This is a genomic window from Bradyrhizobium sp. SPXBL-02 (genome assembly GCF_051853065.1).
Taxonomy (GTDB): Bacteria; Pseudomonadota; Alphaproteobacteria; order Rhizobiales; family Xanthobacteraceae; genus Bradyrhizobium.
The window spans coordinates 4,567,509-4,593,034 of record NZ_CP182474.1 but is presented as its reverse complement, the minus strand read 5'-3'; the positions used below and the strand labels follow the sequence as shown (position 1 = coordinate 4,593,034).

At 64.8% G+C, this 25,526-nt stretch carries 22 protein-coding genes and 1 pseudogene; 9 read left to right on the top strand and 14 right to left on the bottom strand.

Going from position 1 to position 25,526, the window contains the following annotated elements:
* Positions 1-24: 24 nt before the first annotated feature.
* Together rnd and ACNJYD_RS21555 are read right to left on the bottom strand one after the other, a co-directional pair.
* Positions 25-1,173, bottom strand: a complete 1,149-nt coding sequence (gene rnd / locus ACNJYD_RS21560; RefSeq protein WP_439363244.1) for a ribonuclease D — start codon at positions 1,171-1,173, stop codon at positions 25-27.
* Between the two features lie 356 nt (positions 1,174-1,529).
* Complete coding sequence (locus tag ACNJYD_RS21555) at positions 1,530-2,429, bottom strand: LysR family transcriptional regulator (RefSeq protein ID WP_439363243.1); 900 nt, start codon at positions 2,427-2,429, stop codon at positions 1,530-1,532.
* A gap of 103 nt (positions 2,430-2,532) precedes the next feature.
* Here ACNJYD_RS21555 and ACNJYD_RS21550 point away from each other — a divergent pair, with 103 nt between their 5' ends.
* Positions 2,533-3,522, top strand: coding sequence for a zinc-dependent alcohol dehydrogenase family protein (locus ACNJYD_RS21550; RefSeq protein ID WP_439363242.1), 990 nt, complete (start codon positions 2,533-2,535; stop codon positions 3,520-3,522).
* Between the two features lie 131 nt (positions 3,523-3,653).
* Here the strand turns inward: ACNJYD_RS21550 and ACNJYD_RS21545 are convergent, their stop codons facing one another.
* From ACNJYD_RS21545 to ACNJYD_RS21530, 4 genes are read right to left on the bottom strand one after another with little or no spacing between them, the layout of a single operon-like run.
* Complete coding sequence (locus tag ACNJYD_RS21545; protein WP_172786495.1) at positions 3,654-4,988, bottom strand: ABC transporter substrate-binding protein; 1,335 nt, start codon at positions 4,986-4,988, stop codon at positions 3,654-3,656.
* Between the two features lie 11 nt (positions 4,989-4,999).
* Positions 5,000-5,869: a carbohydrate ABC transporter permease gene (locus ACNJYD_RS21540; RefSeq protein ID WP_439363241.1), complete on the bottom strand. Its 870-nt coding sequence runs from the start codon at positions 5,867-5,869 to the stop codon at positions 5,000-5,002.
* The gene (locus ACNJYD_RS21535) at positions 5,866-6,816 is read right to left on the bottom strand and encodes a carbohydrate ABC transporter permease (RefSeq protein WP_439363240.1); all 951 of its coding nucleotides are present in this window, start codon (positions 6,814-6,816) and stop codon (positions 5,866-5,868) included. Before ACNJYD_RS21535 ends, ACNJYD_RS21540 begins: the two co-directional genes overlap by 4 nt.
* Position 6,817: 1 nt before the next feature.
* Positions 6,818-7,669 carry a phosphodiesterase gene (locus ACNJYD_RS21530; protein WP_172786498.1) on the bottom strand — a complete coding sequence of 284 codons (852 nt, stop codon included), beginning with the start codon at positions 7,667-7,669 and terminating at the stop codon, positions 6,818-6,820.
* A gap of 191 nt (positions 7,670-7,860) precedes the next feature.
* Here ACNJYD_RS21530 and ACNJYD_RS21525 point away from each other — a divergent pair, with 191 nt between their 5' ends.
* The gene (locus tag ACNJYD_RS21525; protein WP_439363239.1) at positions 7,861-8,394 is read left to right on the top strand and encodes an REP-associated tyrosine transposase; all 534 of its coding nucleotides are present in this window, start codon (positions 7,861-7,863) and stop codon (positions 8,392-8,394) included.
* Between the two features lie 322 nt (positions 8,395-8,716).
* Positions 8,717-9,970 (top strand): IS110 family transposase, encoded by a 1,254-nt coding sequence (locus ACNJYD_RS21520; RefSeq protein ID WP_439363238.1) that lies wholly within the window; start codon positions 8,717-8,719, stop codon positions 9,968-9,970.
* Between the two features lie 212 nt (positions 9,971-10,182).
* On the opposite strand, the gene ACNJYD_RS21515 is transcribed toward ACNJYD_RS21520, so the two are convergent.
* Positions 10,183-11,655, bottom strand: coding sequence for a protein adenylyltransferase SelO (locus tag ACNJYD_RS21515; RefSeq protein WP_439363237.1), 1,473 nt, complete (start codon positions 11,653-11,655; stop codon positions 10,183-10,185).
* Between the two features lie 197 nt (positions 11,656-11,852).
* Between ACNJYD_RS21515 and aspS the strand changes: the two genes are divergently transcribed.
* Positions 11,853-13,625 (top strand): aspartate--tRNA ligase, encoded by a 1,773-nt coding sequence (gene aspS, locus ACNJYD_RS21510; RefSeq protein WP_439363236.1) that lies wholly within the window; start codon positions 11,853-11,855, stop codon positions 13,623-13,625.
* 180 nt (positions 13,626-13,805) lie between these two features.
* Here aspS and ACNJYD_RS21505 read toward each other — a convergent pair whose 3' ends face one another.
* Positions 13,806-15,779, bottom strand: coding sequence for a hypothetical protein (locus ACNJYD_RS21505; RefSeq protein ID WP_439363235.1), 1,974 nt, complete (start codon positions 15,777-15,779; stop codon positions 13,806-13,808).
* A 246-nt stretch (positions 15,780-16,025) separates the two neighbouring features.
* On the opposite strand from ACNJYD_RS21505, the gene ACNJYD_RS21500 reads away from it, so the two are divergent.
* Both ACNJYD_RS21500 and ACNJYD_RS21495 read left to right on the top strand, forming a co-directional pair.
* On the top strand, positions 16,026-18,335 hold the full coding sequence (locus tag ACNJYD_RS21500; protein ID WP_172788477.1) for an NADP-dependent malic enzyme: 2,310 nt from the start codon (positions 16,026-16,028) through the stop codon (positions 18,333-18,335).
* A gap of 357 nt (positions 18,336-18,692) precedes the next feature.
* Complete coding sequence (locus ACNJYD_RS21495) at positions 18,693-19,145, top strand: DoxX family membrane protein (protein WP_212257578.1); 453 nt, start codon at positions 18,693-18,695, stop codon at positions 19,143-19,145.
* Between the two features lie 204 nt (positions 19,146-19,349).
* On the opposite strand, the gene ACNJYD_RS21490 is transcribed toward ACNJYD_RS21495, so the two are convergent.
* From ACNJYD_RS21490 to ACNJYD_RS21475, 4 genes and pseudogenes are all read right to left on the bottom strand, one after another.
* The gene (locus ACNJYD_RS21490) at positions 19,350-19,901 is read right to left on the bottom strand and encodes a dihydrofolate reductase (RefSeq protein ID WP_439363234.1); all 552 of its coding nucleotides are present in this window, start codon (positions 19,899-19,901) and stop codon (positions 19,350-19,352) included.
* Positions 19,902-19,908: 7 nt separating this feature from the next.
* Positions 19,909-20,928, bottom strand: coding sequence for a polysaccharide deacetylase family protein (locus ACNJYD_RS21485; RefSeq protein ID WP_212257580.1), 1,020 nt, complete (start codon positions 20,926-20,928; stop codon positions 19,909-19,911).
* Between the two features lie 166 nt (positions 20,929-21,094).
* Positions 21,095-21,642, bottom strand: a pseudogene (locus ACNJYD_RS21480) (glutathione peroxidase).
* Between the two features lie 90 nt (positions 21,643-21,732).
* Complete coding sequence (locus ACNJYD_RS21475; RefSeq protein ID WP_439363233.1) at positions 21,733-23,295, bottom strand: L,D-transpeptidase; 1,563 nt, start codon at positions 23,293-23,295, stop codon at positions 21,733-21,735.
* A gap of 208 nt (positions 23,296-23,503) precedes the next feature.
* Between ACNJYD_RS21475 and ACNJYD_RS21470 the strand changes: the two genes are divergently transcribed.
* Positions 23,504-24,052 (top strand): CreA family protein, encoded by a 549-nt coding sequence (locus tag ACNJYD_RS21470; RefSeq protein WP_439363232.1) that lies wholly within the window; start codon positions 23,504-23,506, stop codon positions 24,050-24,052.
* A gap of 10 nt (positions 24,053-24,062) precedes the next feature.
* On the opposite strand, the gene ACNJYD_RS21465 is transcribed toward ACNJYD_RS21470, so the two are convergent.
* Positions 24,063-24,272 (bottom strand): hypothetical protein, encoded by a 210-nt coding sequence (locus ACNJYD_RS21465; RefSeq protein WP_439363231.1) that lies wholly within the window; start codon positions 24,270-24,272, stop codon positions 24,063-24,065.
* Positions 24,273-24,688: 416 nt separating this feature from the next.
* On the opposite strand from ACNJYD_RS21465, the gene ACNJYD_RS21460 reads away from it, so the two are divergent.
* Complete coding sequence (locus ACNJYD_RS21460; protein WP_172788485.1) at positions 24,689-24,853, top strand: hypothetical protein; 165 nt, start codon at positions 24,689-24,691, stop codon at positions 24,851-24,853.
* 31 nt (positions 24,854-24,884) lie between these two features.
* Positions 24,885-25,247, top strand: coding sequence for a hypothetical protein (locus tag ACNJYD_RS21455; protein ID WP_025035902.1), 363 nt, complete (start codon positions 24,885-24,887; stop codon positions 25,245-25,247).
* 12 nt (positions 25,248-25,259) lie between these two features.
* Here ACNJYD_RS21455 and ACNJYD_RS21450 read toward each other — a convergent pair whose 3' ends face one another.
* Positions 25,260-25,505, bottom strand: a complete 246-nt coding sequence (locus ACNJYD_RS21450; protein WP_172788486.1) for a DUF6719 family protein — start codon at positions 25,503-25,505, stop codon at positions 25,260-25,262.
* Positions 25,506-25,526 lie beyond the last annotated feature (21 nt).

The window sequence follows — 25,526 nt, the reverse complement described above, 5'->3', positions numbered from 1 at the left end:
TGACGCTGTGGAAACAGCGGCCGCCTACGCCCGCTGCACCCCGATCACGCGGCCCTTCTCGATCGCCAGCGCCAGCTCGCCGCGCTTGAGCTTCAAGGCGGCGTCGCCGAACAGCTCGCGGCGCCAGCCGCGCAAGGCGGGGACGTCGGCCTCATCGTCCGCCGCGATCTCTTCGAGATCGTCGACGGTCGCGATCACCTTGCTTGCGACTGCGTGGCGTTCGGCGGTCATCCGCAAGAGCACCTTCAAAAGCTCGACGATGGCCGCGCCGTTGGAATTGTTGCGCGGTTTCTCCAGCTTGGGCAGCTTCGTGAAGTCCCGCGCGAGCCCACGCTCGACCGCGGCGATGATGTCCGCGCCCCATTTGGACTTCTCGAACCCCTTCGGCACCGAGCGCAGATGCGCGAGCTTCTCCAGCGTGGTCGGCGCGTGGGTCGCGATGTCGGTGACGGCTTCGTCGCGCAGCACGCGGCCGCGCGGCACGTCGCGGCTCTGCGCCTCCTGCTCGCGCCACGCCGCGACCTCCATCAGCACCGCGAGGTCCTTGGGCTTGCGGACCCGCGTCTTCAGCCGTTCCCAGGCGCGCTCGGGGTGGAAGTCATAGGTGCGGGGCGAGGTCAGGACCTCCATCTCGATGGAGACCCATTCGCTGCGGCGGCGTTTCTTCAGGTCGGCGTCGAGCGCGGCGAAGACGTCGCGCAAATGGGTGACGTCGGACACCGCGTAATGCATCTGCTCCTTGGTCAGCGGCCGGCGCGACCAGTCGGTGAAGCGGTGGGTCTTGTCCGGGCGGTGGCCGGTGACCTTCTCGACCAGCGCGTCATAGGCGATGCTGTCGCCGTAGCCGAGCACCATCGCAGCGACCTGGGTGTCGAACACCGGGTGCGGGATGATGCCCGCCTGGTGCCAGATGATCTCGATGTCCTGGCGGGCGGCGTGAAACACCTTCAGCACGCCCTCGTTGCCCATCAGCTCGAAGAACGGCTTGAGATCGATCCCCTCGGCCAGGGCGTCGATAACCACGGCTTCCTCGGCGCTGGCCATCTGCACCACGCACAGCAGCGGGTAATAAGTGGTCTCGCGCAGGAACTCGGTATCGACTGTGATGACGGAGTGCTTGGCCAGCCGGCTGCAGGCAGCCGCGAGGTCAGCGGTGGTGGTAATCAAATCCATGAACGGCCCATGACACTGAATACAGCCGTTCTGCCGAAAGTGCTGTGATGTCAAGGGGCTCTAAGCGAATTCGAGCCTTGCATCGGGCCGGAATCGTCCCTTTCCGACCAAATTCCTATTCGTAACGGACCCGCTGCGAGGGTTTTCGCGCGCAGGGCAGCGCCACCACGATCACGCACATGGCGACCAGCGCCAGTCCCAGGAACTCGAAAACCAACAGATCCACGGCGAAATCTCCAGAAACATGGATAGATTTGTCGGGGCTGCGTTGAGGGTCTGTTAATTCTCGTGGTTACCGGCGGCAGGCCGGGCCGGATGGTGGATGGAGGGTTAATGGCGGCGCGCCGCAGCCATGGTCATGCCATCAGCTTCGGCAGGCCGGCCGCGAGCATGTCCACGGCCGCGCGCACCTTCGGCGGCAGCCGGGGCGAGCGCGGCCAGAGCGCGTGGCACTCGTAGAGGAATTGCGGCTGACTGCTGAAGAGACTGACGAGCGCACCAGTATCGAGGCGCTCGCGGACCAGCCAATAGGGTAGCCACGCGAGGCCCATGCCTTGCGCCGCGGCATCGGCAATCGCCTCCAGATCGTCGAACCTCAGCCGGCCCGATGGCATGATCTCGCGCGGAATGCCGCCCTCCTGCGCAAACAGCCACGGCCGGACACGCCCCGAGCCGCGATAGATGATCGCTTGATGGTTGGCGAGATCGTCGAGCGATTTCGGCTTGCCGCTCGTGCGCAAATACGACCGCGCACCACACACCACCATGCGCTGGCTTGCGATGCGCCGCGCGATCAGACCGGACTGGTCGTCGAGATCGCCGGTCCGGATTGCCAGATCGTAGCCGGCCTCGACAATGTCGGCGATCGGATCGCCGAACGAGAGGTCGAGCTCGAGATGCGAATGTTTCCGCGCCAGCCTCATCAACAAGGGCGCGATGCAGTGCCGTCCCAGCAGGGCCGGCATGGTCACACGCAGTCGGCCGCGCGGCTCGGACAACTGGTCGGCAACGACGCTATCTGCGGCTTCGGCCTCGCTCAGCACCGCGCGGCAGCGTTCGTAATAGGCCTGGCCGGCGTCGGTCAGGCTCTGGCGCCGCGTGGTGCGGTTGAGGAGCCGTGCACCGAGGCGTTCTTCGAGGAAACGGACGTGCTTGCCCACCATCGGCCCCGACATCTCCAGGGCGTCGGCCGCGGCCGCGAAAGAGCCGAGGTCGACGGCCCTGACGAACACGGCCATGCTGGTCAGGCGGTCCATGATTGAAAACTCCTGGTTTCGACTGTTCAGTTGTTTGAGCGATTTATTCCTTTCGCGCGGACCGGCATAGCTCCATTCGGTTCAACTGTTTTGGAGTGCATCCATGGCCCGCGCCGTTCGCTTTCATCACCATGGTGGTCCCGACGTGTTGCGCATCGAGACCGTCGATGTCCCGCCGCCGGCATCGGGCGAGGTGCAGATTAGGGTCAGGGCACTCGGCCTAAACCGCGCCGAGGCCCTGTTGCGAAGGGGGACCTATATCGAGCGCGCGACTTTTCCGTCGGGGCTGGGCCTGGAGGCGACAGGCATCGTCGAAGCGGTCGGGGATGATGTGACCAGCTTTGTGCCAGGAGATGTCGTGAGCATCGTGCCGCCTCTGTCGATGGTGCGATGGCCGGCCTATGCCGAGCTCGCGACGTTTCCGGCCGAACTCGTCGTGAAACATCCGCCGGCGCTCGGCTTCGAAACGGCGGCTGCCGTGTGGATGCAGTATCTGACGGCCTACGGCGCTTTGGTTGAAATCGCCCGACTTGGCCGAGGCGACGTCGTTGCCATCACCGCGGCATCCAGCAGCGTCGGAATCGCGGCCATTCAGATTGCGAACCGGGTCGGCGCGACGGCGGTCGCGCTGACACGGACCTCGGCCAAGAGTGGGCCTTTGCGCGATGCCGGCGCTGCCCATGTCGTCGCCTCGGACGAAGACGATATTCGGGCGCGGCTGGAGGCGATCGCCGGATCAAACGGGGTCCGCGTCGTCTTCGACGCCGTCGGCGGTCCCGCGTTCGAGCCGCTGACCGCGGCCATGTCGCCGGGCGGAATCCTGATCGAATACGGCGGATTGAGTCCCGAGCCGACGCCGTTTCCGCTTCTCAACGTGTTGACCAAGAGCCTGGTGTTGCGCGGCTACCTCGTACACGAGATCATCCGCGATCCCGTGCGCCTTGCGCAGGCAAAGGCGTTCATTCTCGACGGGCTGTCGGATCGCACGTTGCAGCCGGTCATCGCCAGGACGTTCCGGTTCGAGGACATCGTCGAAGCGCATCGCTTCCTGGAGTCGAACGATCAGTTCGGCAAGATCGTGGTGACGATCTGATGAGGGGACCGTAAGGGTGATTAGCCGAAGGCGTAATCCACCGCTGTCCATATCCGCAGACGCGGAAGAGGTGGGTTACGCTGCGCGAACTGCGCTTCGCGCTTTCGCGCAGCTAACCCACCCTACGACGATCAGGGCAGCTTCAGCGACGTCTCCGCGTTGTACGGCTTCAGCGTCTCGTCGGCGGCCTTCTGGGCGGCGGCGAGGGCTTCCTTCGGCTGCTTCTTGCCGTTGAGGACCAGCATCACCTCGTCCTCGAGGTTCTTGCGGACCGGCACGGTCTTGTAGGTCGCAAACCACGGCTTGGCGACGTCGAGCTGCTCGACGGCGGTCTTGGCGTCCGGGTTCTTGCCCAGGAATTCGACCATCTCCGGCGTCTTGTAGGCGGCCATGTTCGGCGCGAAATAGCCGGTGGCGCGGCTCCACCAGCCGCTCTTTTCCGGCGAGGTCATCCACTTGATCAGCGTCCAGGCGGCCTTCTGCTTGTCGGCCTCGAGGCCGGCCGGCATGATCAGGGAGGCGCCGCCGATCGGCACCGCGTTGCGGACGTTGCGCGGAATGAAGGCGACCTTGTAGGCGAACTTGGCGTTGTCGCGCACATAGGTCAGCGAGCCGGTCGACAGCATCATCATCGCGGCGTTACCGGAGATGAAGGAGGTGCTGACGGCGGGGCCGGGCGTGGCGCCGGGCGTATGCACCTTGTGCTTATAGATCAGGTCGTTCCACCAGGAGAGCGCGCCCAGCATCGAGGGCGTGTCGTAATAGACCTCGCCGCCGAACTCCTCGTTGTAGTAGCGCCCGCCATTGCTCATGGTGAGCGTTTCCATCATCCAGCCGCAATAGTCGTAGGCGCAGGGGATCGCGATGCCCCATTGGGTGACCTTGTCGCCCTCGCGCTTGGTCAGCTTCTTGGCCCAATCGGTGAGCTCGGCCCAGGTCTGCGGCGGCTTGCTCGGATCAAGGCCGGCTTCCTTGGCCTTGTCGGCGTTGATGTAGAGCAGCGGCGTCGAATTGTGGAAGGGCACGCCGTAGACCGAGCGGTTGATCACCGCGTTGCCCTGCAGCGCCGGGAAGAACTGGCCGAGGAACTGCTCTTTGGTGATGCCGTCCGCCTTGATCAGCGCATCGAGGTTGGTGAGCTCGTTCTCGATCTGCATGTCGAGCAGGAAGTTCGCCGACATGATCACGGCTGCCGGCGGCTTGCCGGCCTTGATCGCGGCGCGCGTCTTGATCAGCGTGTCGTCGTAGGAGCCGGTGTAGACCGCGGTCGCCTTGACGTCCGGATGGGTCTCGTTGAACTCCTTGATCAAGGTGCCCATGTCGCGGGCGAGCTTGCCGTCGACGGGGACGGGGAAGAACAGGTCGACCTCGGTCGGACCTTCGCCGGCGAGAGCCGGAAAGGCGAGGGCGCCTGCCATTGAGCCGGCCATGGCGAGGCCAAGCACGATCCTGCGGGAGAACAGCATCGGAAAATCTCCTATTTGATGCCTGAGGTGACGAAAGAGCTGATGAAGCGTTTCTGGAAGATCAGGAAGGCGACGAGCAGCGGCGCAATCACCATCAGCGCGCCCGCGGCGATGGTGCCCCAGGCCTGCGTGCCTTCGGCGGTCTTGGTGAAGACGGAGAGGCCGACCGTAAGCGGCCGCTTGTCCGGCGAATTGATCACCATCAGCGGCCACAGGAAGTCGTTCCAATGGCTGGTCACGGAGATGATGGCGAAGGCCGAGAAGCTCGGCATCGACAGCGGCACGTAGATGTGGCGGATGCGCTGGAACAGGCCGGCGCCGTCGATCAGGGCGGCGTCTTCCAGCTCGGTCGGAATGGCTTCGAACGCCTGGCGCATCAGGAAAGTGCCGAAGGCCGAGGCGAAGAACGGCATCATCACGCCGGTGAGCGTGTCATAGAGCCCGAGCTGCGCCACCAGCGACAGGTTCGGCACGATCAGCAGCACCGGCACCAGCATCAGCTGCATCAGGAACAAATAGAAGATCAGCGTCTTGCCGGCGAATTCCAGGCGCGCGAAGGCAAAGCCGGCCAGCGTGATCGTGACGAACTGCACCAAGAGGATGCCGGTGCAGATTATCGTGGTGTTGATCGTGTAGCGCGGGAAATCGCCGATCTCCCAGGCATCCCTGATATTGTCGAGCGTCGGCTTCAGGCTCGGCATCAGTTCGGCCATCGTGTTGATGCCGTCGGAGGCCGGGCGCAGCGTCGCAACGCCCATCCACAGGAACGGGATGAGCCAGACCATCGCGAGCAGCACTGTCAGCGCAAAGCCGAGCTTGGGCGTGATCTCGCCGCGGGTGGCGAGCGGAGCGTCCTTCCACAGCGTATCGATCAGCTTCATGGCCCGCCCTCGCGGTTGGCCATCGTGCGGAAGGAGAGCGCGGTGAGGCCCATCAGCGCGGCGAGCGTCAGCAGCGTTGCCGCCGAGGCCTTGCCGATGTCGTAATGCTCGACCGCCTGCTGGTAGATGTAGAACAGCACGAGGTTGGTCGCGTTGGACGGCCCGCCCTGGGTCATGACGAAGACGTGGTCGACCTGCGTCACCGCATTCAGCGTGGCGATGACGGTGACGAACAGGAAGGTGGGCTTGAGCTCCGGCAGGATGATGTGGCGCAGGCGCATGTAAGGCCCGGCGCCATCGAGATGCGCCGCCTCCATCACGTCCTCGGGCACGGCCTGGAGGCCGGCGAGGAAGAACAGCATGTAATAGCCGGCATTCTTCCAGATCGTGATGACCATGATGGCGTAGAGCGCGATGTCGGGGTCGCCGAGCCAGTTCGGCAGCACCGGAAGCAGCCGGCCGATGTAATAATCGAGCAGGCCGACATTGGGCAGGAAGATGAACAGGAACAGCGCGGAGGCCGCGACCATCGGGATCAGCACCGGCAGGAACAGCGCGGCGCGCAGTGCGCTGGTCACGGCGTGGGTGCGTGACAGCGCCAGCGCGAACAACAGCGCAAGCGCGATGCTCGGCACCGCCGTGCCGAGGGCGTAGATCAAATTGTTGACGACGGCGCCGGTGAAGGCGGGGTCGGCGAGCACGGCGCTGATATTGTCGAGGCCGACGAAACGCACCGGCGCCTTGGGCGTCGCGCGCTGATAGAGCGCGTCGATGAGGACGCGTCCCATCGCGCCATAGGTGAACAGCGCGAGGAAGACCAGCGAGGGCAACAGCAGCAGATAGGCCGGCAGCGAGGTCTTGAAGCGCTCCATGAACCGCTTCAGGACGTTGAGACGCGGTGCCGCCGACGTCGCGACCGGGAGAGCCGCGGGTTCAGCGAGGCTCATCTCATCGCGCCGGGAAATTGAGTGCATAGTCGCGGCCGTCCACTCCTGCCGGTGGTTCGAAGGGGAAGCGCAGACTTTCGTCGAGGAAATCGTGGCTGTGCACGACGAGGTTCTCGTCGTCGATCAGCACGACGCCATAGGCCGGCGGCTCGTGGCTGGCGAGATGCTCGCTGGCCGCAACGTCGAGCTCGAACCAGACCTGGTGGTTGGTGCCGCGCAACGTCGAGAACGGGATCTTGCCGTAGCTGCCGAAGATCGGCCGGTGCACATGGCCGAAGAAGAGATGGCGGATGCGCGCGCGATAGGGCGCTATCACCTCGGCGAATTCGGCGCTCTGCTTCAGCGCGATTTCGTCCATGGCGTGGACGCCGACCGGGAAGGGCGGATGGTGCATGAACACGACGAATTCTTGCTCGGCGGGGGCGGCCGCGAGCGTATTCGCCAGCCAGCCGAGGCGCTTTGCGCACATCTCGCCGGCATGGCTGGTCTCGTCCAGCGTGTCCAGGAAGACGAACAGGCCATGCTCGGTGGTGCGCGTGCCCTGCACGAAGCCGTTGGCATCGCGCGGCGCGGCCTTCAGCGCGTCGAGGCAGATGACGCGCTTGTCGTGATTGCCGACCATCGCGATGTAGGGAATCTTCAGCGCCGCCATCGCCTCGGCGAAGTTGGCGTAGGACTCAGCCTCGCCCCAATGGGTGAGGTCGCCGGTCACGACGGCGAACGCAGCGTCGGACTGGTGCTTGTTGATGTCGGCAATCGCCGCATCCAGCCGGGCGCGCGGATCGAGCCCGTAGAGCGTCAAGCCGGGGTTCGCGAGGTGCGTGTCGGTGAGGTGGATGAACTTGAAGGGCATGGCGCGCCTGAGTCGGGACGGTTGGAGGATGGCGCCTCCGGCAAGACGGCGCTGTCAGCCCGTTAGAGCGCGTGTGTTTCAGTTTGATGACAGCGGTTCCCGTGTCCACAAGCGCCCGTGTCGTAGGGTGGATTAGCCGAAGGCGTAATCCACCACTGTGAGCCAACCTCAAGTTGTGCTATCGATGGTTGATGCCTGACTATCGCCGCGCATTCATCCCCGGAGGACGCTGGTTCTTCACCGTGAACTTGCTTGATCGGCGGAAATCTCTTTTGACCGAGGAGATCGAGAGCTTGCGGGACGCAGTCGCCGCAACCCGCCGGAGCTATCCTTTCGAGATCGATGCTTTCGTGGTCCTGCCGGATCATCTCCACGCGATCTGGAAGCTGCCGCCGGGCGATGCCAATTTTTCTGTGCGTTGGCGATTGATCAAGGCACGGTTCGTCAAAGCACTCCCGGCGACCGAGCGTCGGAGCGCAGTCCGTGCCGCGCGCAACGAACGCGGTATCTGGCAACGCCGGTTCTGGGAGCATGTCATTCGCGATGAGGCCGACTTCGCTCGCCATGTCGAGTATTGCTACTACAATCCCGTCAAGCACGGGCACGTGTCGAAGGTTTGCGACTGGCCGTACTCGTCGTTTCATCGCGACGTGCGGGCGGGATTGTTTCCGGAGGATTGGGGCGGGGACGTCAGGATCGCAGGCGAGTTCGGTGAGAGGGCATGATCAGCGTCAGTCTGTAGGGTGGATTAGTGAAGCGTAATCCACCTCTTCACTTTCTGCTCGGTGGGAATGTGGTGGATTACGCCTTCGGCTAATCCACCCTGTACCCTTGTGGGGTTCGTGGCGGCCTTCGGATGTAGACTGGCCGTCCGGGCCGATCCGCCGGGAGCAGCCTTGTCCACCTGTGCCTCGAGCACCGACGTAGGAACCGCGCCCCGGCGGAGCGACCGCGATCGAGATCCGGTAGGAGGTCGCGCCAAGAGCGCCGGTACAGGGACTGATCAGGATCGTGGTGGCCCGCCTTGCGAGCAAGGAGGTCTCAACAATGATCGAAGATGTACGCTGGTTCGTCGGGATCGACTGGGCAACGCGGAGCCATAGCGTTTGCCTGCTGGATGCCGCGGGAAGACAGGTTGCGCAGCACGAGTTCGACGATGGCGGCGCCGGGCTGACGGAGTTGCGTGACTGGCTGCTGGAGAAGACCAAGGCCGCACCGGGACAGATCGCCGTGGCGATCGAGATGCCGCACGGCCCGGTGGTGGAGATGCTGCTCGAGCACGGGTTTGCGGTGTTTGCCATCAATCCCAAGCAACTGGATCGCTTCCGCGATCGCTTCACGGTGGCCGGTGCCAAGGACGACCGCCGCGATGCTCATGTGCTCGGCGCCTCGCTGCGCACTGACCGTGCTGCTTTCCGTCGGCTTGTGGCAGACGATGCGGCGATGATTGAGCTACGGGAGTGGTCGCGCCTGGCGGACGAACTGCAGCAGGAACGCACGCGGCTTGCCAACCGCTTGCGTCAGCAGTTGTGGCGATATTATCCCCAGGCCACCAAGTTGACCGACGATGTCGCCGACGAATGGTTCCTGGCGCTTTGGCAGAAGGTGCCGACCCCCGCCAGTGCGGTCAAGGCCAGCGAGAAGGCCATCGCAGGTGTTCTCAGGGACTATCGTATCCGCCGTCTCAATGCGGCGACGGTGCTCGGGACTTTGCGCGAGGCACCGCTGTTCGTGGCCCCCGGCACGACGGAGGCAGCCTGCGCTCACATCCGCAGCCTGGCGGCACGTCTGCACCTGGTCAATCGGCAGATCAAAGAGGCTCATCAGAACCTGGACCGGCTATGTGCCGAGTTCGAAGGAGAGGAGAAGCCGTCGGGGCAGAGCTCGGAGCAGTGCGACGTGACGATCCTACGCTCCTGGCCAGGAATCGGCAGGATCAATCTCGCCACACTGCTCGCCGAGGCCGCAGAGCCCCTGCGCAGACGAGATTACCATGCTCTGCGCGCCTTGGCAGGGGCTGCGCCGGTGACGCGGCAAAGCGGCAAACAACGCTTCGTGATCCGCCGCCTCGCCTGCAACAGGCGGCTACAGAGCGCCGTCCATCACTGGTCGCGTGTCGCCATCCAACACGACGCTGCCAGCAGGCGACGGTATGATGCCTTGCGCAGAAAAGGACACGGTCACGCGCGGGCTCTGCGCAGCGTGGGAGATCGCTTGCTTTTTGCCCTGTGCACGACGCTCAAGCGACAGACCCCATACGATGCGGACCATAACGGCACAAAGAACTCCGCGAACGGGTGAGCCCCATTCCTTTGTTCGGCCGGGCGACCATTCCTTCGTCCCGACCTGCCGAGCGCCAGAGCGCCGCCCGCAGATGCTGTCCAGGATGCCGAAGGCACCGGCAAAGCCGGCGCGCAGCGTCCTGGACTGCATCGAGCACGGCGCTACCATATTGCCCTATAAGGACGTTCCCCTTGACCAAGGGTAGGAGGTCCTACGCACCGAGTTTGTCGCTACGTCCCGCAGAACGTCTGCAGCACCCGCTGGTCCGGCAGCGGCGGATCGGCGTAGGCCGCATACTCTGGCTGATCCTCGTAGGGCCTCACCAGCACCTTCACCAATTCCTCGAACGGCGCGTAATCGTCGTCGTTCACGGCGGCCTGGATCACGGCCTCGACGCGGTGGTTGCGCGGGATGAACATGGGATTGACCGCGTGCATGGCCGCTTGCCGTTCGGCGGCGCCTTGCGGCTCCAGCGCGATGCGCGCGCGCCAGCGGCCGGCCCATTCGTCGAAGGCTGCGGGCTCCATGAACTGCGCGCGCACGTCCGCAGCCTCATCACTAGCGGCATCACCCAGCTTGCGGAAGGTGAGGGTGAAGTCGGCCTGGTTCTTCGCCATGGCATCCAGCAGGTCCTGGATCAGCGCTTCGTCGCCGTCACGCTCGGTGAACAGGCCGACCTTTTTGCGCAGGCCGGCCTGATAGGCGGCGCTGAACTGATCGGAGAACGCGCCGAGAATATCCTGCGCCTCGGCGACCGCCTTCTCCTGCTCGTCCGAAAACAGCGGCAGCAGGCATTCGGCGAGCCGGGTCAGATTCCACAAGCCGATGCGCGGCTGGTTGGCATAGGCGTAACGGCCCATCTCGTCGATCGACGAAAAGACCTGCGCGGGATTGTAGGCGTCCATGAAGGCGCAGGGGCCGTAGTCGATGGTCTCGCCCGAGATCGAGCTGTTGTCGGTGTTCATCACGCCATGGATGAAGCCGACCAGCAGCCAGCGCGCGATGAGCTCGGCCTGGCGCGCGACGACTGCGGCGAGCAGGTCGTGATAGGGCCGCTCCGCATGCAGCAGGTCCGGGTAGTGGCGCGTGATGACGTGATCGGCGAGCCGGCGGATCGCCTCGGTGTCGCGGCGGACGGCGAAGAACTGGAAGGTGCCGACGCGGATGTGGCTGGCGGCGACGCGGGTCAGCACCGCGCCGGGCAGCGCGGTCTCGCGGATGACGTGCTCGCCGGTGACGACGGCGGCGAGCGAGCGCGTGGTCGGGATGCCCAGCGCATACATGGCTTCGCTGACGATGTATTCGCGTAACACCGGCCCGAGCGCCGCACGGCCATCGCCGCGGCGGGAGAACGGGGTGGGGCCCGAGCCCTTGAGCTGGATATCGCGGCGGACGCCGTCCTTGTCGATGACCTCGCCGAGCAGGATGGCGCGGCCGTCGCCGAGCTGCGGCACGAACTGCCCGAACTGGTGGCCGGCATAGGCCATGGCGATGGGATCCGCTCCGGCGGGAACCGTCTTGCCGGCCAGGATCTCGGCACCATCCGAGGTCTCCAGCCGATCAGGATCCAGCCCGAGCTGGACCGCCAGCGGCCGGTTCAGCTTGATCAGCCGGGGCGCGGCGACCGGGGTCGGCGCGACGCGCGCGAAGAAGTTTTCCGGCAGCGCCGAATAGGAGTTCTGGAAGGGGAAATGCACCGTCATGACCTCAAGATAGGGCTGGAACGGGCATCGGCAAAGGCTCCGGGCCCGATAAGCCAAAAATGGGCCCCTGAGGTCCAAATCAGGGCGTTCCCTTGGTTGCCGCCCCCGTCCTCCCGGGGTAAACCCTGCCGCAACTTCGGACCGGCCATCACGGGCCGTCCGATTCGCTTCCTTCAGACATCGATTTTGGGACGACCATGCATCGCTACCGGTCACATACATGCGGCGCGCTCCGCGAGAGCAACATCGGCGAGACCATCCGCATCTCCGGCTGGGTCCATCGCGTCCGCGACCATGGCGGCGTGCTGTTCATCGATTTGCGCGACCATTACGGCCTGACCCAGTGCGTGGTCGATCCGGACTCGCCGGCGTTCTCGCTGGCGGAAAAGCTGCGCTCGGAATTCGTGGTCAAGATGGACGGCAAGGTCCGCCGCCGCCCCGAAGGCACCGACAACGATGATCTGCCGACCGGCAAGGTCGAGGTCTATGTCAGCGAGATCGAGGTGCTGGGACCGGCCGGCGACCTGCCGCTGCCTGTGTTCGGCGACCAGGAATATCCCGAAGACATCCGCCTGAAGTACCGCTTCCTCGACCTGCGTCGTGAGAAGCTGCACCAGAACATCATGACCCGCGTCGAGATCATCAAGTCGATGCGCCGGCGCATGGAGGGGCAGGGCTTCTTCGAGTTCAACACCCCGATCCTGACCGCGTCCTCGCCGGAGGGCGCACGCGACTTCCTCGTCCCGTCGCGCATCCATCCCGGCAAGTTCTACGCGCTGCCGCAGGCGCCGCAGCAGTACAAGCAGCTGCTGATGATGTCGGGCTTCGACCGCTATTTCCAGATCGCGCCCTGCTTCCGCGACGAGGACCCGCGCGCCGACCGTCTGCCCGGCGAGTTCTACCAGCTCGACGTCGAGATGAGCTTTGTCACCCAGGAAGACGTCTTTGCGGCGATGGAGCCGGTGATCACGGGCGTCTTTGAAGAGTTTGCCAAGGGCAAGCCCGTCACCAAGGGCTGGCGCCGCATTCCGTTCGCCGAGGCGCTGCGCAAGTACGGCAGCGACAAGCCGGACCTGCGCAACCCGATCGAGATGCAGGACGTCTCCGAGCATTTCCGCGGCTCCGGCTTCAAGGTCTTCGCGCGCATGCTCGAAGATCCCAAGAACCAGGTCTGGGCGATCCCGGCACCGGGCGGCGGCAGCCGCGCCTTCTGCGACCGCATGAACTCGTGGGCGCAAGGCGAGGGCCAGCCCGGCCTCGGCTACATCATGTGGCGCGAAGGCGGCGAGGGCGCCGGCCCGCTCGCGAACAATATCGGGCCCGAGCGCACCGCCGCGATCCGCGCGCAGCTCGGCGTCAAGGAAGGCGATGCCGCCTTCTTCGTCGCCGGCGATCCCGACAAGTTCTGGAAGTTCTCAGGCCTTGCCCGCAACAAGGTCGGCGAGGAGTTGAACCTCACTGACAAGGAGCGGTTCGAGCTCGCCTGGATCGTCGATTTCCCGATGTACGAGTACAACGAGGACGACAAAAAGGTCGACTTCTCGCACAACCCGTTCTCGATGCCGCAGGGCGGCCTGGAGGCGCTGAAGTCGCAGGATCCGCTGACCATCAAGGCGTTCCAGTACGACATCACCTGCAACGGCTACGAGATCGCCTCGGGCGGAATCCGCAACCATGTGCCCGAAGCCATGGTGAAGGCGTTCGAGATCGCAGGTTACGGCGAGCAGGAAGTGGTCGAGCGTTTCGGCGGCATGTACCGCGCCTTCCAGTACGGCGCGCCGCCACATGGCGGCATGGCCGCGGGCGTCGACCGCATCGTGATGCTGCTCTGCGGCACCACCAATCTGCGCGAGATCTCGCTGTTCCCGATGAACCAGCAGGCCATGGACCTCTTGATGGGCGCACCGTCGGAAGCGACGACGAAGCAGCTCCGCGAGCTGCACATCAGGGTGAACCTGCCGCAGAAGTGAAGCTCTTACCTCTTCCTGCTTGTCCCGCCGAAGCTTCAGCGAAGGCGGATGCAGGGAGAGGCCACGCCCTCTCCACATCGTCATTGCGAGCGCAGCGAAGCAATCCTGAATCTTTCCGCGGAGGGACTCTGGATTGCTTCGCTGCGCTCGCAATGACGGGGAGAGAGCTGCGCTTCTCTCCTACAGCCCCGTCGAGGCCTCGATCCTGAACTGCGCCAGCGCGATGATCGGTTCGTGGTCGAGGACATCGACCAGCTGAAGCACCGGTAGCGTGCCGAGCGGTGTCAGCCTGATGCTCAGTGTTTGCCCCGAGGTCTCGACGAAACCGGCGAGTGCATCGACCGCGACCTTGGCATCGAGATTGGAGGCCGCGATCTTCTCGCCCTGGGCCCGGATCATCGCGACGATGGCGCTGCGCGCGGCGTCGCGGCTGACATTCTGCATGCGCGCGAACTGGGCCACGACCAGATCGACCACGCCGCGATCGCGCAAGGAGAGCTCGATGGCGCCGGTCTCGACCTGCGCCAACTGCTCCATAGCCTCGGACGGGTCCGTCGTGGTGAAGAGGTCGCGCGGCACCTTGGCAAGGGCCACGCTCAGCTGCGCCCTGGCGAGGTTGCCGAGATCGAGCGTGGCGGGGGCGAGCGCGAACGCGCCCGACGATTCCGTCCAGGCCGCGCCGAGATCGAGGTCGATCGCGAGCTTGTCCACGCCTGCCACGATCAGCGGCTGCAGCGCCGGATTGGCGGGATCGGTCGGCGTGACCATTTTCACGACCAGGCTGGCCCTGCTCGGGATCGATCCGACCAGCTGGCCCCAGTTCATGCTGATCGTGTCGATGGTGATGGGCTGCCGCGCGTTGTTATGGGGCGCCACCACGCCCTTGATCTCGGCGCCTTCGAGCACCCGGAACAGGCCCAGCATCTGATCGGGCGAGGGCGGCTGACCGTGCTTGCTGAGGCCGGCCGCCCAGCGCATCAGGTTTGCCGCGCTGAACGATTTCAGCGCGAAGCGCTCCATCTTGAACTGCCCTTGCGGAGACGGCGTGTCGACGCCTTCGACTGCGAATTCGCCGTCGCTATATCTGACCGCCTTGATCCTGGCCGTTCCCTGTGGAAGGCCCATCGACGTCGCGCCGATCTCGATCCGACCAATGCGAAGACCCTCATAGAACCCGGCGAGCTTCTCCATCATCTCGCGCGATTGCGCGGCGGTCGCGACGACCGACCGGTCCGTCGGCACGAGTGCAACGATCTCGGCCGGCCGGAATTTGGAGGGCTGCACCGCGATGTCCTCGAAATTGATCCCGTCGATCTCCATCCGCAGGCCCTTGGTCGATTTGAGCACATAGCGGCCGGCCGAAATCTGCCGGTAGATGCGGTGATAGCTGTCGTCGCCGGCTTTCTGCGGGTCGAGCGCGGCGGCGACCGCGGTCGCGTCGAAATCGTTGATGATGATGCTGGAGAGGTCGCCGGTCAGCTTGTCCTGCTTGCCCGGCTGCGGCACGTCGATGGTGAAGACGGCGCGATCGGCCTTCATCGCCTCGACCTTGCCGCGCTTGAGAGTCTGGACCGCCAGCCCGGAATAGGTGATTTCGCCGCTTCCAGCGGCGCTGCCGCTCGCGTCGAAGGTCATCGTCAGCGTCGGAGCCGTGACGGACGATGCCGTGATGCTCGAATATTGTTCGAGCACATAGCGATAAATGTCGATCAGGGAGCGGTCCGTCGGCGGATTGCCGCCGCGAATGGGGCCGGCATAGTCCCGCAGAGTGAGCTGCGGGATCTTGTAGGATGCCTTCAGCTTCGCGGCGCCGACCTGGTCCAGGGCGACTTCGAAACCGCCGACCTCGATGATGTCGGCCGAGAAGCTGGTATCGTCGATCAGGCGAACGCCGGTACCCTTGATGCCAGTAATCTTGATCTGCGCTTGCGGCTGGCCGGCGGGGGTGATGGCGATGTCCTCGATCGTCAGCGTCCGGGTCGCGAGCTCGAAGGTGATCTTGCCATGGCTCGCCTTGCCGCCGCCCGAGCGGATCTGCTCGAACGCCGCCTCGACCTCGCTGGTCGCCCGATGCTGGACATAGAGGTTGAAGCCAAACCATCCGCCCGCGCCGAGCACGGCTGCCACGATCAGGCCGATCAGGATTCGCTTCATTCCCAGCTCCAGTTGCTCATTTTGCACCGCGCAACCTGCCATATTCAGAAAAAGTCGCGCGGTCCAGGGAAAGCTATGCTTTTCAAATATTTGACGGCGCGCCCTGTTGATGGGGGCGCAATCGGATGTTGCCACCGAGGCGCCCGGCGTGCTTCATCGCCCTTCCATGACCCGGAAATACGGTTCGCTTGGACAGCGGCCCCGGATCATGCATTTTGAGGCCGGTAACGCGAGGCGAGACACCGCATGTCGTCCTATTCTGATGATCTCCACCAGGCGGCGCTCGCCTACCATCGTCTGCCGCGCCCTGGAAAGCTCGAGATCCAGGCAAGCAAGCCGCTTGCCAACCAGCGCGACCTCGCGCTGGCCTATTCGCCGGGCGTCGCCGCGGCCTGCACCGAGATCGCCAAGAACCCGGCTGAAGCCGCGACGCTGACCACCCGCGCCAACCTTGTTGCCGTGGTTTCCAACGGCACCGCGGTGCTCGGCCTCGGCAATATCGGCCCGCTGGCCTCCAAGCCGGTGATGGAAGGCAAGGCGGTCCTGTTCAAGAAATTCGCCGGCATCGACGTGTTCGACATCGAGATCGCCGCCGACACCATCGATCGCGTGGTCGAGACCGTGGCCGCGCTCGAACCGACCTTCGGCGGCATCAATCTGGAGGACATCCGCGGACCGGAATGCTTCGAGATCGAAGCGCGCCTGAAGGAGCGCATGAAGATCCCGGTCTTCCACGACGACCAGCACGGCACGGCCATCATCGTCGCCGCCGCCATCACCAACGGTCTCCGCCTGAACGGCAAGAAGCTGTCCGACGTCAAGATCGTGGCCTCGGGGGCAGGGGCGGCCGCGATCGCGACGTTGAACCTGCTGGTCTCGATGGGCGCGCAGCGCAAGAACATCTGGGTCTGCGACATCGACGGCCTCGTGCATGAAGGGCGCAACACCTCGATGGACCGCTGGAAGGCGGTCTATGCGCAGAAGACAGACAAGCGCACGCTCGCCGACGTCATCGGCGGCGCCGACATCTTCATCGGGCTCTCGGCACCCGGCGTGCTCAAGCCGGAGATGGCCAAGGCGATGGGCGACAAGCCGCTGATCATGGCGCTCGCCAATCCGACACCGGAGATCATGCCGGAAGAGGCGCGCAAGGCGCGGCCCGACGCCATGATCTGCACCGGACGCTCGGACTACCCGAACCAGGTCAACAACGTCCTCTGCTTTCCTTTCATCTTCCGCGGGGCGCTCGACGTCGGCGCCACCGCGATCAACGAGGAGATGAAGCACGCCGCCGTCGAGGCCATCGCGCAGCTCGCGCGCGAAGCGCCGTCGGATGCCGTCGCGCAGGGCTTCGACACCGGCGAGACGCAGGGCTTCGGTCCGGGCTCGCTGATTCCGAGCCCGTTTGACCCGCGCCTGATCCTCCGCATCGCGCCGGCCGTGGCGAAGGCGGCGATGGAATCGGGCGTCGCGACGCGGCCCATCACCAATTTCGACGAGTACAGGGCGCTGCTCGAGCGCTTCGCCTTCCGCTCCGGCCTCGTCATGAAGCCGATGTTCGCCAAGGCCAAGACCCAGCCGGTGCGCGTGATCTATGCCGAAGGCGAGGACGAGCGCGTGCTGCGCGCCACGCAAGTCGTGCTGGAGGAGAAGCTGGCGCGGCCGATCCTGGTCGGCCGTCCTTCGGTCGTGGAGGCGCGCCTCAAACGCTTCGGCCTCTCGATCAGAGCGGGCAAGGATTTCGACCTGGTCAATCCCGAGGACGATCCGCGCTACCGGTCCTACGTGCAATCCTATGTCGAGGTCGCCGGCCGCCGTGGCGTGACGCCGGATGCGGCGCGCACGGTGGTCCGCACCAACAATACGGTCATCGCGGCGCTTGCGGTGACGCGAGGCGAGGCGGACGCGATGCTCTGCGGCGTCGAGGGCCGCTATATGAGCCATCTGCGCCACGTCCGCGAGATCGTCGGCTTCTCGCCGGGGATCAGCGACTACGCGGCGCTGGCGCTGCTGATCACCAGCAAGGGCGCCTTCTTCATCGCCGACACGCAGGTTCGCCCCAACCCGAGCGCGGAGGAGCTCGCCGAGATCGCCTCGCTCGCCGCGGTCCACGTGCAGCGCTTCACCATCAAGCCCAAGATCGCCTTCGTCTCGCATTCGGATTTCGGCAGCTACGACACCGAATCCTCGCGCAAGATGCGGCGGGCGACGCAGCTCTTGAGAGAGAAGCATCCGGAGATCGAAGCCGACGGCGAGATGCAGGGCGACACCGCGCTCTCCGCCACTGCGCGACGAATGGTGCTGCCGCACTCCAAGCTCGAGGGTGAGGCCAACATCCTGATCATGCCGACCCTGGATACCGCCAACGTCGCCTATCAGATGATCAAGTCGCTGGCGGACGCGCTGCCCGTCGGCCCGATCCTGGTCGGCCCGGCGCGCCCTGCGCACATCCTCACCCCCTCGGTAACGGCGCGCGGCATCCTCAACATGACCGCAGTTGCCGTGGTGGAAGCGCAGGAACGCGCCTCGCGGCAGCAGCCGACGTTGTTCACGTAAGGGCCGGGCTCTCACGGCGCTGGAGGTGCAATCCCTTCTCCCCTTGCGGGAGAAGGTGGCATAGGCGGCCTTCGGCCGCCGTTCTCAAGGATGCCGAAGCGAAGCTTCGGCTATGGCGCCGGATGAGGGGTTGTTTCCGCGAGTCCGGATCTCGCGAGTTTCCCCCATGCTGATAGATACCCCTCATCCGTCTCGCCGCTTCGCGGCGAGCCACCTTCTCCCGCAAGGGGAGAAGGGAAGAAACCGCCACCTTTGAATTCCTTTCAGCTCGCCATTTCCCCGTTTGAAAAGCCCAAACGGACTCTCCATAATCCCTTCAAGCGTTCCGTGCGGTAGCGCTTTGCCAAGAGGCCGATCATGCCAGCGTTCGTGACTTTCGGGCGAATCCTGTTCGCCGTGCTGTTCATCTACACGGGCGCGACCAAGCTCTTTGCCATGCAGGCGACCGCCGACGTCATCGCCGCCAAGCTCGTGGTGCCCGACATCATCGCGCCTTACGCCAAGCAGATCGAGACGGCGACCGCCATGACGACGCCGCAGCTTTTGGCGATCGCGATCGGCGGGCTCGAGATCATCGCAGGGCTGATGATCGCGCTGAATTTCGGCGCGCGTTTCTTTGCCATGCTGCTGATCGTCTACGTCGCCGTCGCGACCGTCCTGTTCTACGATTTCTGGAACATGGCGGCTCCCGACAACGCCAAGATGCTGGTCGACGCGCTCAAGAACCTGTCGATCATCGGCGCGCTCTGCATGATCATCGGCTACGGCCGCACCACGCGTCCGGCCGAAGCGGCCTACGGCGACGTCTAGCGGTCAAATCCGCTCTCGGCGGCGCGCGGCGCGGGTGTGGCGCTGCAGGCGGTCTCGATATGGTGGGGGGGCGGCTCGGCTGATTCCGCACAAGAAAGCAGCAAGGTACGCAATGGTATTCTATTGCCGGTACTGTGCATGGGGTTGTTTTGCCAGTTTGAATCGGAGCCTTCGGTGTGAGCGACGTCGGGTAATCCCGAGAGGCTAACCCGGCCGCCACGGAGTCACGGTCACCTCATGCGCCGCGTCGAGCAGGTACGGCGCGCCCGGCTTCATCCCGTGCGCAGCCAGCACGTCATGCGGCGTATGCTGGGGCACGCTGATGAAGCATCCTTCGCCGCCGGGCAGCCGCACATGCGGAGCCTCCGACAGCCAGAACGTGTCGTAGCGGTCCATGAACATGTCGAACACGACCGGGCCGCCGATGATGGCGACCATGCCGGAGGCGACGTCGGCGAAGGCGCAGGCCTGTTCGAAGCTCGCATGCGCCGGATTCCACAGCGTCGCGTTCGGCATCTCCGGATCGACGGTGAGGTCCCTGATCTTGCGGGTCAGGATCAGCCGCTTGCGCTTGGCCGAGTTCGGCTGTTGCTCGTGCGAGTTGCGGCCGTGCACGATCAGCGCGGCGCGATCCAGCGCCTGCTCGAAGAACAGCTTGTCGCCTTCGAACTTCAGGCTGTCGGGCATGACGCGACCGGCGTCGGCAAGCATGCCGTCCGCCGAGACGATGACGTAGCCTTCGAAGCGGAAAGACAATGGCCTTCTATTCGGAAACGGTCGTCACCACGGAATTGACCGGGCGCTGGCTCACCGTCGGCAGCTTGATGTCCTTGAGCAGCTCCTGGTCGTATTCCGGCAGCGTCGAGACCGGGAACTTGGCGCGCATCGCCACCACCTTGTAACCGCCGGCCTTCAGCCGCTTGAGCAGCTCGGGCAGCGCCTCCGCGGTGTGCTTCTGGAAATCGTGCATCAGGACGATGCCCTTGCCCCTGGTCTCGAGCTTCTTCATCACGGTCTCGACCACCTTCTCGGGCTTGGAGGCCTTGAAGTCGAACGAGTCGATGTCGCAGGAGAAGATGCCGACATTGCGGTTGCCGAGATAGGTGACCATCTCCGGCGGATGCTGCAGCGCCGGGAAGCGGAAGAACGGCGCAGGCGAGATGCCGCCGAGCGCCCACTTCACCGCCGCAAAACCCTTCTCGATCTCGTCCTTGCGCTGCGCGTCGTTGAGCTTCTTGTTGTTGAGGTTGGCGTGCGACCAGGTGTGGGCGCCGACGGTGTGCCCGGCTGCGTAGACCTGCTTCAGGATCTCCGGCTCATAGGTCGCGTGCTTGCCGATAGTGAAGAAGATTCCGGTGGTGCATTCGTCCGCGAGTGCCTTCAGCACGGCGGGCGTGTTCTTCGGCCAGGGGCCGTCGTCGAAGGTCAGCACCACCTCCTTGTCGCGCAGGAAGTCGAGCTCCTTGAAATGCTCGAAGCCGAAGCCGGGACCGCCCGTGGTGTCGATCTCGACGGTGCGGGCGACGCCGAGCGCACCCGGTGTGTTGCAGGCCGCGCGGGCCGGCTGCGGCGCCTGTTTCGGCGGGGGCGGATTGACGAAGCCCGCTGGCGCCGCAGCCGCTGCTGCGGGCGCTGGAGCTGCAGGGGAAGTTGCAGCTGGTGTTGCCGCCGGCGCGGCTTGCGCTGCGGCTGCGGGCTTCGCGGCCGGCGTCTGCGACCATGCGGCGCCGGTCATCGCCACCGACACCGCACCTGCTAAAATCAGTCCTGCCGCCACACGCATGGTGTTGTCCTCGAGATTGATCCCGTTGTTCCGCCGCGGCTTTTCGCCTGCGGCCAAAACCGTCCTGCCCCAAACTCATCCTAGCCTAGATGGTGGGCCATCGCCATTGCAACGGCTGTTTGATGTCCCACCGCAATTGTGCCCAACCGGATGGCGTGCACCTGCGTCACGTGTCGGCCAGGGTTCTGGCAATGGCAGTCTTGATCCGCGTGTCGGCCGGCTCGACGGCGGATGGAAACACCTCGGCGATATAGCCGTCGCGGCCGATCAGGTACTTGTGGAAGTTCCAGCGCGGAACTTCCTTTGGTCGAGCCTCGGCGGCCCATTTGTAAAAGGGGTGCGCTCTCGCACCGACCACCGCCGCCTTGGCCGTGATCGGGAAGGTAACACCATATTGGTGGTGCGCGGTCTGCGTGATTTCGCTGGTACCGCCGGGCTCCTGGCCACCGAAATCGTTGGAGGGCACGCCGATCACGGTCAGCCCCCGCCCGCGAAACTCGTTCCAGATCTCCTGCAAACCGGCATCGAGGCCGTGTTCACCACCAGCAGCGGTTTGCCGGTGAACGCTGCGAGGCGGATGTCGTCGCCTGACAAAGCGGGGAAGGAGAACGCGTAGGCCGAGACCCGGCTCATCCCGCCATCAGCGAGGGCGCGCGTGACAGGCGCGAATGCGCCTGCAAGCGTGACGCTCAGCACGGTCCTGCGATTCATCATGACGGCGTCCCCCGAGACGATCCGAGGGCAGATTACTCCGCCACTGCGACCTCACGCGTCAACACCGCGTTATCGAGCGCTGCGTGCGGGCTAGTACAGGCGGACGATGAAGTCGGTGCCTTCGCCGGTCTCGCCCTGGTTGATGCCCTGGTCGGAAACGATGATTGAGCCGCCTGACGTCAGCATCTCGTTGATCTTCGCCATCGTCTCGGTGGGGACCGAGATGCGGTCGAGGGCTTCAGCCGGGCTGTCCGGCGTCACCGCCGGTTTTGCGGCAACGGGGATCACGGCTGCGCCGCGCTGGCGGCGCGCTAAGCGGCTGTCGTCCTCGCGCGCCGCGGAACGGGCGGAGACGGGCAGTGACACCACCGACCAGCGCAGCGCGTTGGCATCGGCCTTGTCGAGTTCGGCGGTGAACACATGCGTGCCGAGCGGCCGGTCGCTCGCGGCAATCGTGACGGGCACCTCGAACAGCGGCGCAAAATTCTGCCGCACATAGAGCTTGGAATCCTTGCGGCTGATGAAGACGGCAATCTGGCCGGCCCGCTTGGGCGCGTCCGTCTTCGCCGCCGCCGCAGGATCGGCAACGCGGCCCTCGTCCTTCTTCGCATCGGGTGCGGCGGCGAGCGCCGGTGCATTGGCCTGATTGGGCGTCTTCGCGGAGTCCACCGCCTCGGTCTTGGCCGGCTCGGTCTTGACGGTCTCGACCTTGTCGGCGGACTTGTCGTTGCTCGCCGGCTTGGCCGCTTCTTCCGATTGGGGCTTGGCCGCTTCGGATGCTTCGGCCGTCTTGACCTCGGCGGCCGGTGCGGCGGCTTGCTCGTGCGCAGCCGCATTGCCGGTGGTCACGTCCGACAACACGGCGTGGCCGACGGAGGTGCGCAGCTCGAGCACGCTCTCGGCGCTGGCCGTCTTGGTCTCGACCGGCTCGGCTTCGGCCGTGCCTTTATCGGCCTTGTCGGCGACATTGGTCTGCGGCGCGAGGCTCGCGGCGGGCTGCGGCGGCACGCGCATGGAGGCGAGCAGGGGATGGGAGAAGCTTTGCGGCGACATCTGGCCGGGCGCCACGATCACGCGCGCGCCCATCCTGGTCCAGTTCCACATCTTCATCGCGAACGCCATGGGCATGCGGATGCAGCCATGCGAGGCCGGATATCCCGGCAGCACGCCGGCATGCATCGCGACGCCGGACCAGGTGATCCGCTGCATGTACGGCATCGGCGCGCCGCTATAGATGTTGGAATGATGGAATTTGTGCTTCTGGATGACGCTGAACACGCCCATCGGCGTCGAGTGGCCCTTCATGCCCGTCGACACCGGTGATTCCGCGAACACGCCGGTCTTGTCGTAGACCGTCACCTTCTGCCGCTCGATCGAGACGACGATGACGAGCGGGCCTTGCGGCTTGGTGCCGGCTTCCTTCTCGACGACTTCCTTCTTGCTTGCGGCGCCGCGCTTTTGCGGCTTCTGGCGCGGTATTTCGGGAAGTCGCTCCTGCCGGGCGTAGTAGGACCCGTCGGAATAGTCGGTCCAATAATAAAATGCTGCGTCTGCCTGGCTGGTCGCGCCGATCGCGCCCGCCGCCGTCAAAATGGCGACCTGCCACAGCCGTACCGGCTTGGCAGAAGAACCCGACCCGTTCACGCTGTTCATCCTCGAATCCATAATCCAAATCAGACGTTAGTCTTCGCAAAGGGGATACGCGTTCACCAGCAGCGCGGTTCTGCCATCAGCTACTTTTGTTCAAGGCGTAGCAAAAAAGCCTCACGGAGCGGTAAACGGCGGCCGCGTCCCCCCTCCGCCGCCTTCCTGACCGCCGTTTGCGTTCCTACATTGCGGGGACTTGTTACCGGAGACCTTCATGTCATCTCGTTTCCCCGGTCTTTCCAGCATCCGCTTGAAAGCCCTCGCTTTATTCCTCCTGGCTTTGATCGCGCCAACGGCGTCGGCATCCGCGGCCGATGAGCCCGATCTGATCTTCCGCCGCTCCACCGTGTTCAAATGGGTGAGCCCGAATGACAAGCTCGCGACCTATGGTCTCGACGATCCCGAGGTCGAGGGCGTCGCCTGTCATTTCACGGTGCCGGAGAAGGGCGGCTTCAAGGGCTGGCTCGGGCTCGCCGAGGAGGTCTCGGACATCTCGCTGGCCTGTCGCCAGATCGGTCCGATCAAGTTCAAGCACAAGATGGAGCAGGGCGACGACATGTTCCGCCAGCGCCGGTCGCTGTTCTTCAAGAAGATGCAGATCGTGCGCGGCTGCGACACCAAACGCAACGTGCTGGTCTACATGGTCTATTCGGACAAGCTGATCGAAGGCTCGCCCAAGAACTCGACCTCGACCGTGCCGATCATGCCTTGGGGACCGGCGGACGCAAACGTCCAGAAGTGCGGCGAGTTCTTCACGCAGTGACGCGCGTCGTTCACTCCTGTGACGCGGTCGCGTTCACCCGGTGGCGATCGCGCGGCGCAGCAAGCCGCGACCCGGTCAGCCGCACAAATGTCTGCGGCGCCGCCTCGAAGCCCCGGCTCGATTGCAGTGCCATTGCGCCGGCGCTGCCGCGAATGATTGGTTGATCTCCGCGATCCGTCGGTGGATTTTCATCGCGCGGCGTTGCGCGATTTCCCGCCATCATGGCCATCCCTCACGTGAATGCGCCCGATGATCCGGGCGTCTCGGTTTCGATGGCTTGGGTCGTCGTTGAACCAACCCCGGTTCAACAGGATCCAGCCTTCTTTTGCCCGTCCTTTCACCAGAAAAACGTAAAATGCGTGTGAAGCGCGCGCGGCGGCGACATGACGACAGCTGCGCGGGGCGCATATCCGTACCGGCATCGGAACTTAGCGGGCGACTTTGACCTGCCGTGAGACCTGTCTGAAATAACTGGCATTTTCCGAGAATTGTTTCGTCGCCGCGGCCGGGACGAAACAATTCTCACGAAGACGAAACCATTTTCAGCTTTTCGCGCATCACGCGCGAAACCGCCCCTGGTTATCAGGCTCATAACGACGACGTTGCACCGCCGGCCACCGAATTGGAACACACATCATGCGCGCGCTCAGCTTCATCCTTGCTTTCGGTCTCGTTCTCGCCGGCCCCTCATTGGCGGGTGCGCCCGATGGCAATCTCCCCGGTGTCGGCACCTTCCAGTACAGCGGCTCGCCCGTTGCGGTTCCGGCCGCTCAGCCGATCATGATCGCTGCGCGCTTCTGACCGCACACAACAACAGCCGGCATAGCCCATCATGTTGCTTCGTCTCTGCGCCGCAGCGTTCGTGTCCCTTCTGACGATCAGCTCCGTTCAGGCGCAGGTCCGCTCACCTTCCAGGCTACCCGATCCGCGCGGCGAATTCGTTCGCCAGTGCGCGCCGCGCATGCTCGGCCGCTGGGAGCATCCGGAGGAGGTTTGTGGCTGCCTGCACGATCACGCCGCCGCGGCCGTCGAGGATCGCGATCTGCGCGAAGCGCTGCTGCGGGGCATCAGCGAGACCGGCGTGCCCACCATCGAGACCGATTGGGTGCCGGCCTCCAAGCAGAGCGAGATCGGCCCGACCTTCACCAAGATCGCCAAACCGACCCTGCAATGCATGTTCGATCCGGCGAAATAGCTTCCCGGATCCTCACTTCGTTTTCGGTCCGTGCCGCGGCACGCAGGAGCTCGTGCGCGAGACTCCCTTATCGGTCATCTTCGCGCCGCGCACTTCCCTGACCTGGCCGGCGGGGCAGGTTCCGTCATCCACGAGCACACGCTGGCCGAGCTTGAGATCGCCGATGTCCTGCTCGCGTCCGATGGTGGCGGCGCTTGCGGTCGAGGCAAGCGCGATGGCGATCAGCAACGAAAGGCAGGTCGCGTGGCGCAGCGGCATGATGTGAGGTCCCGGATCGAT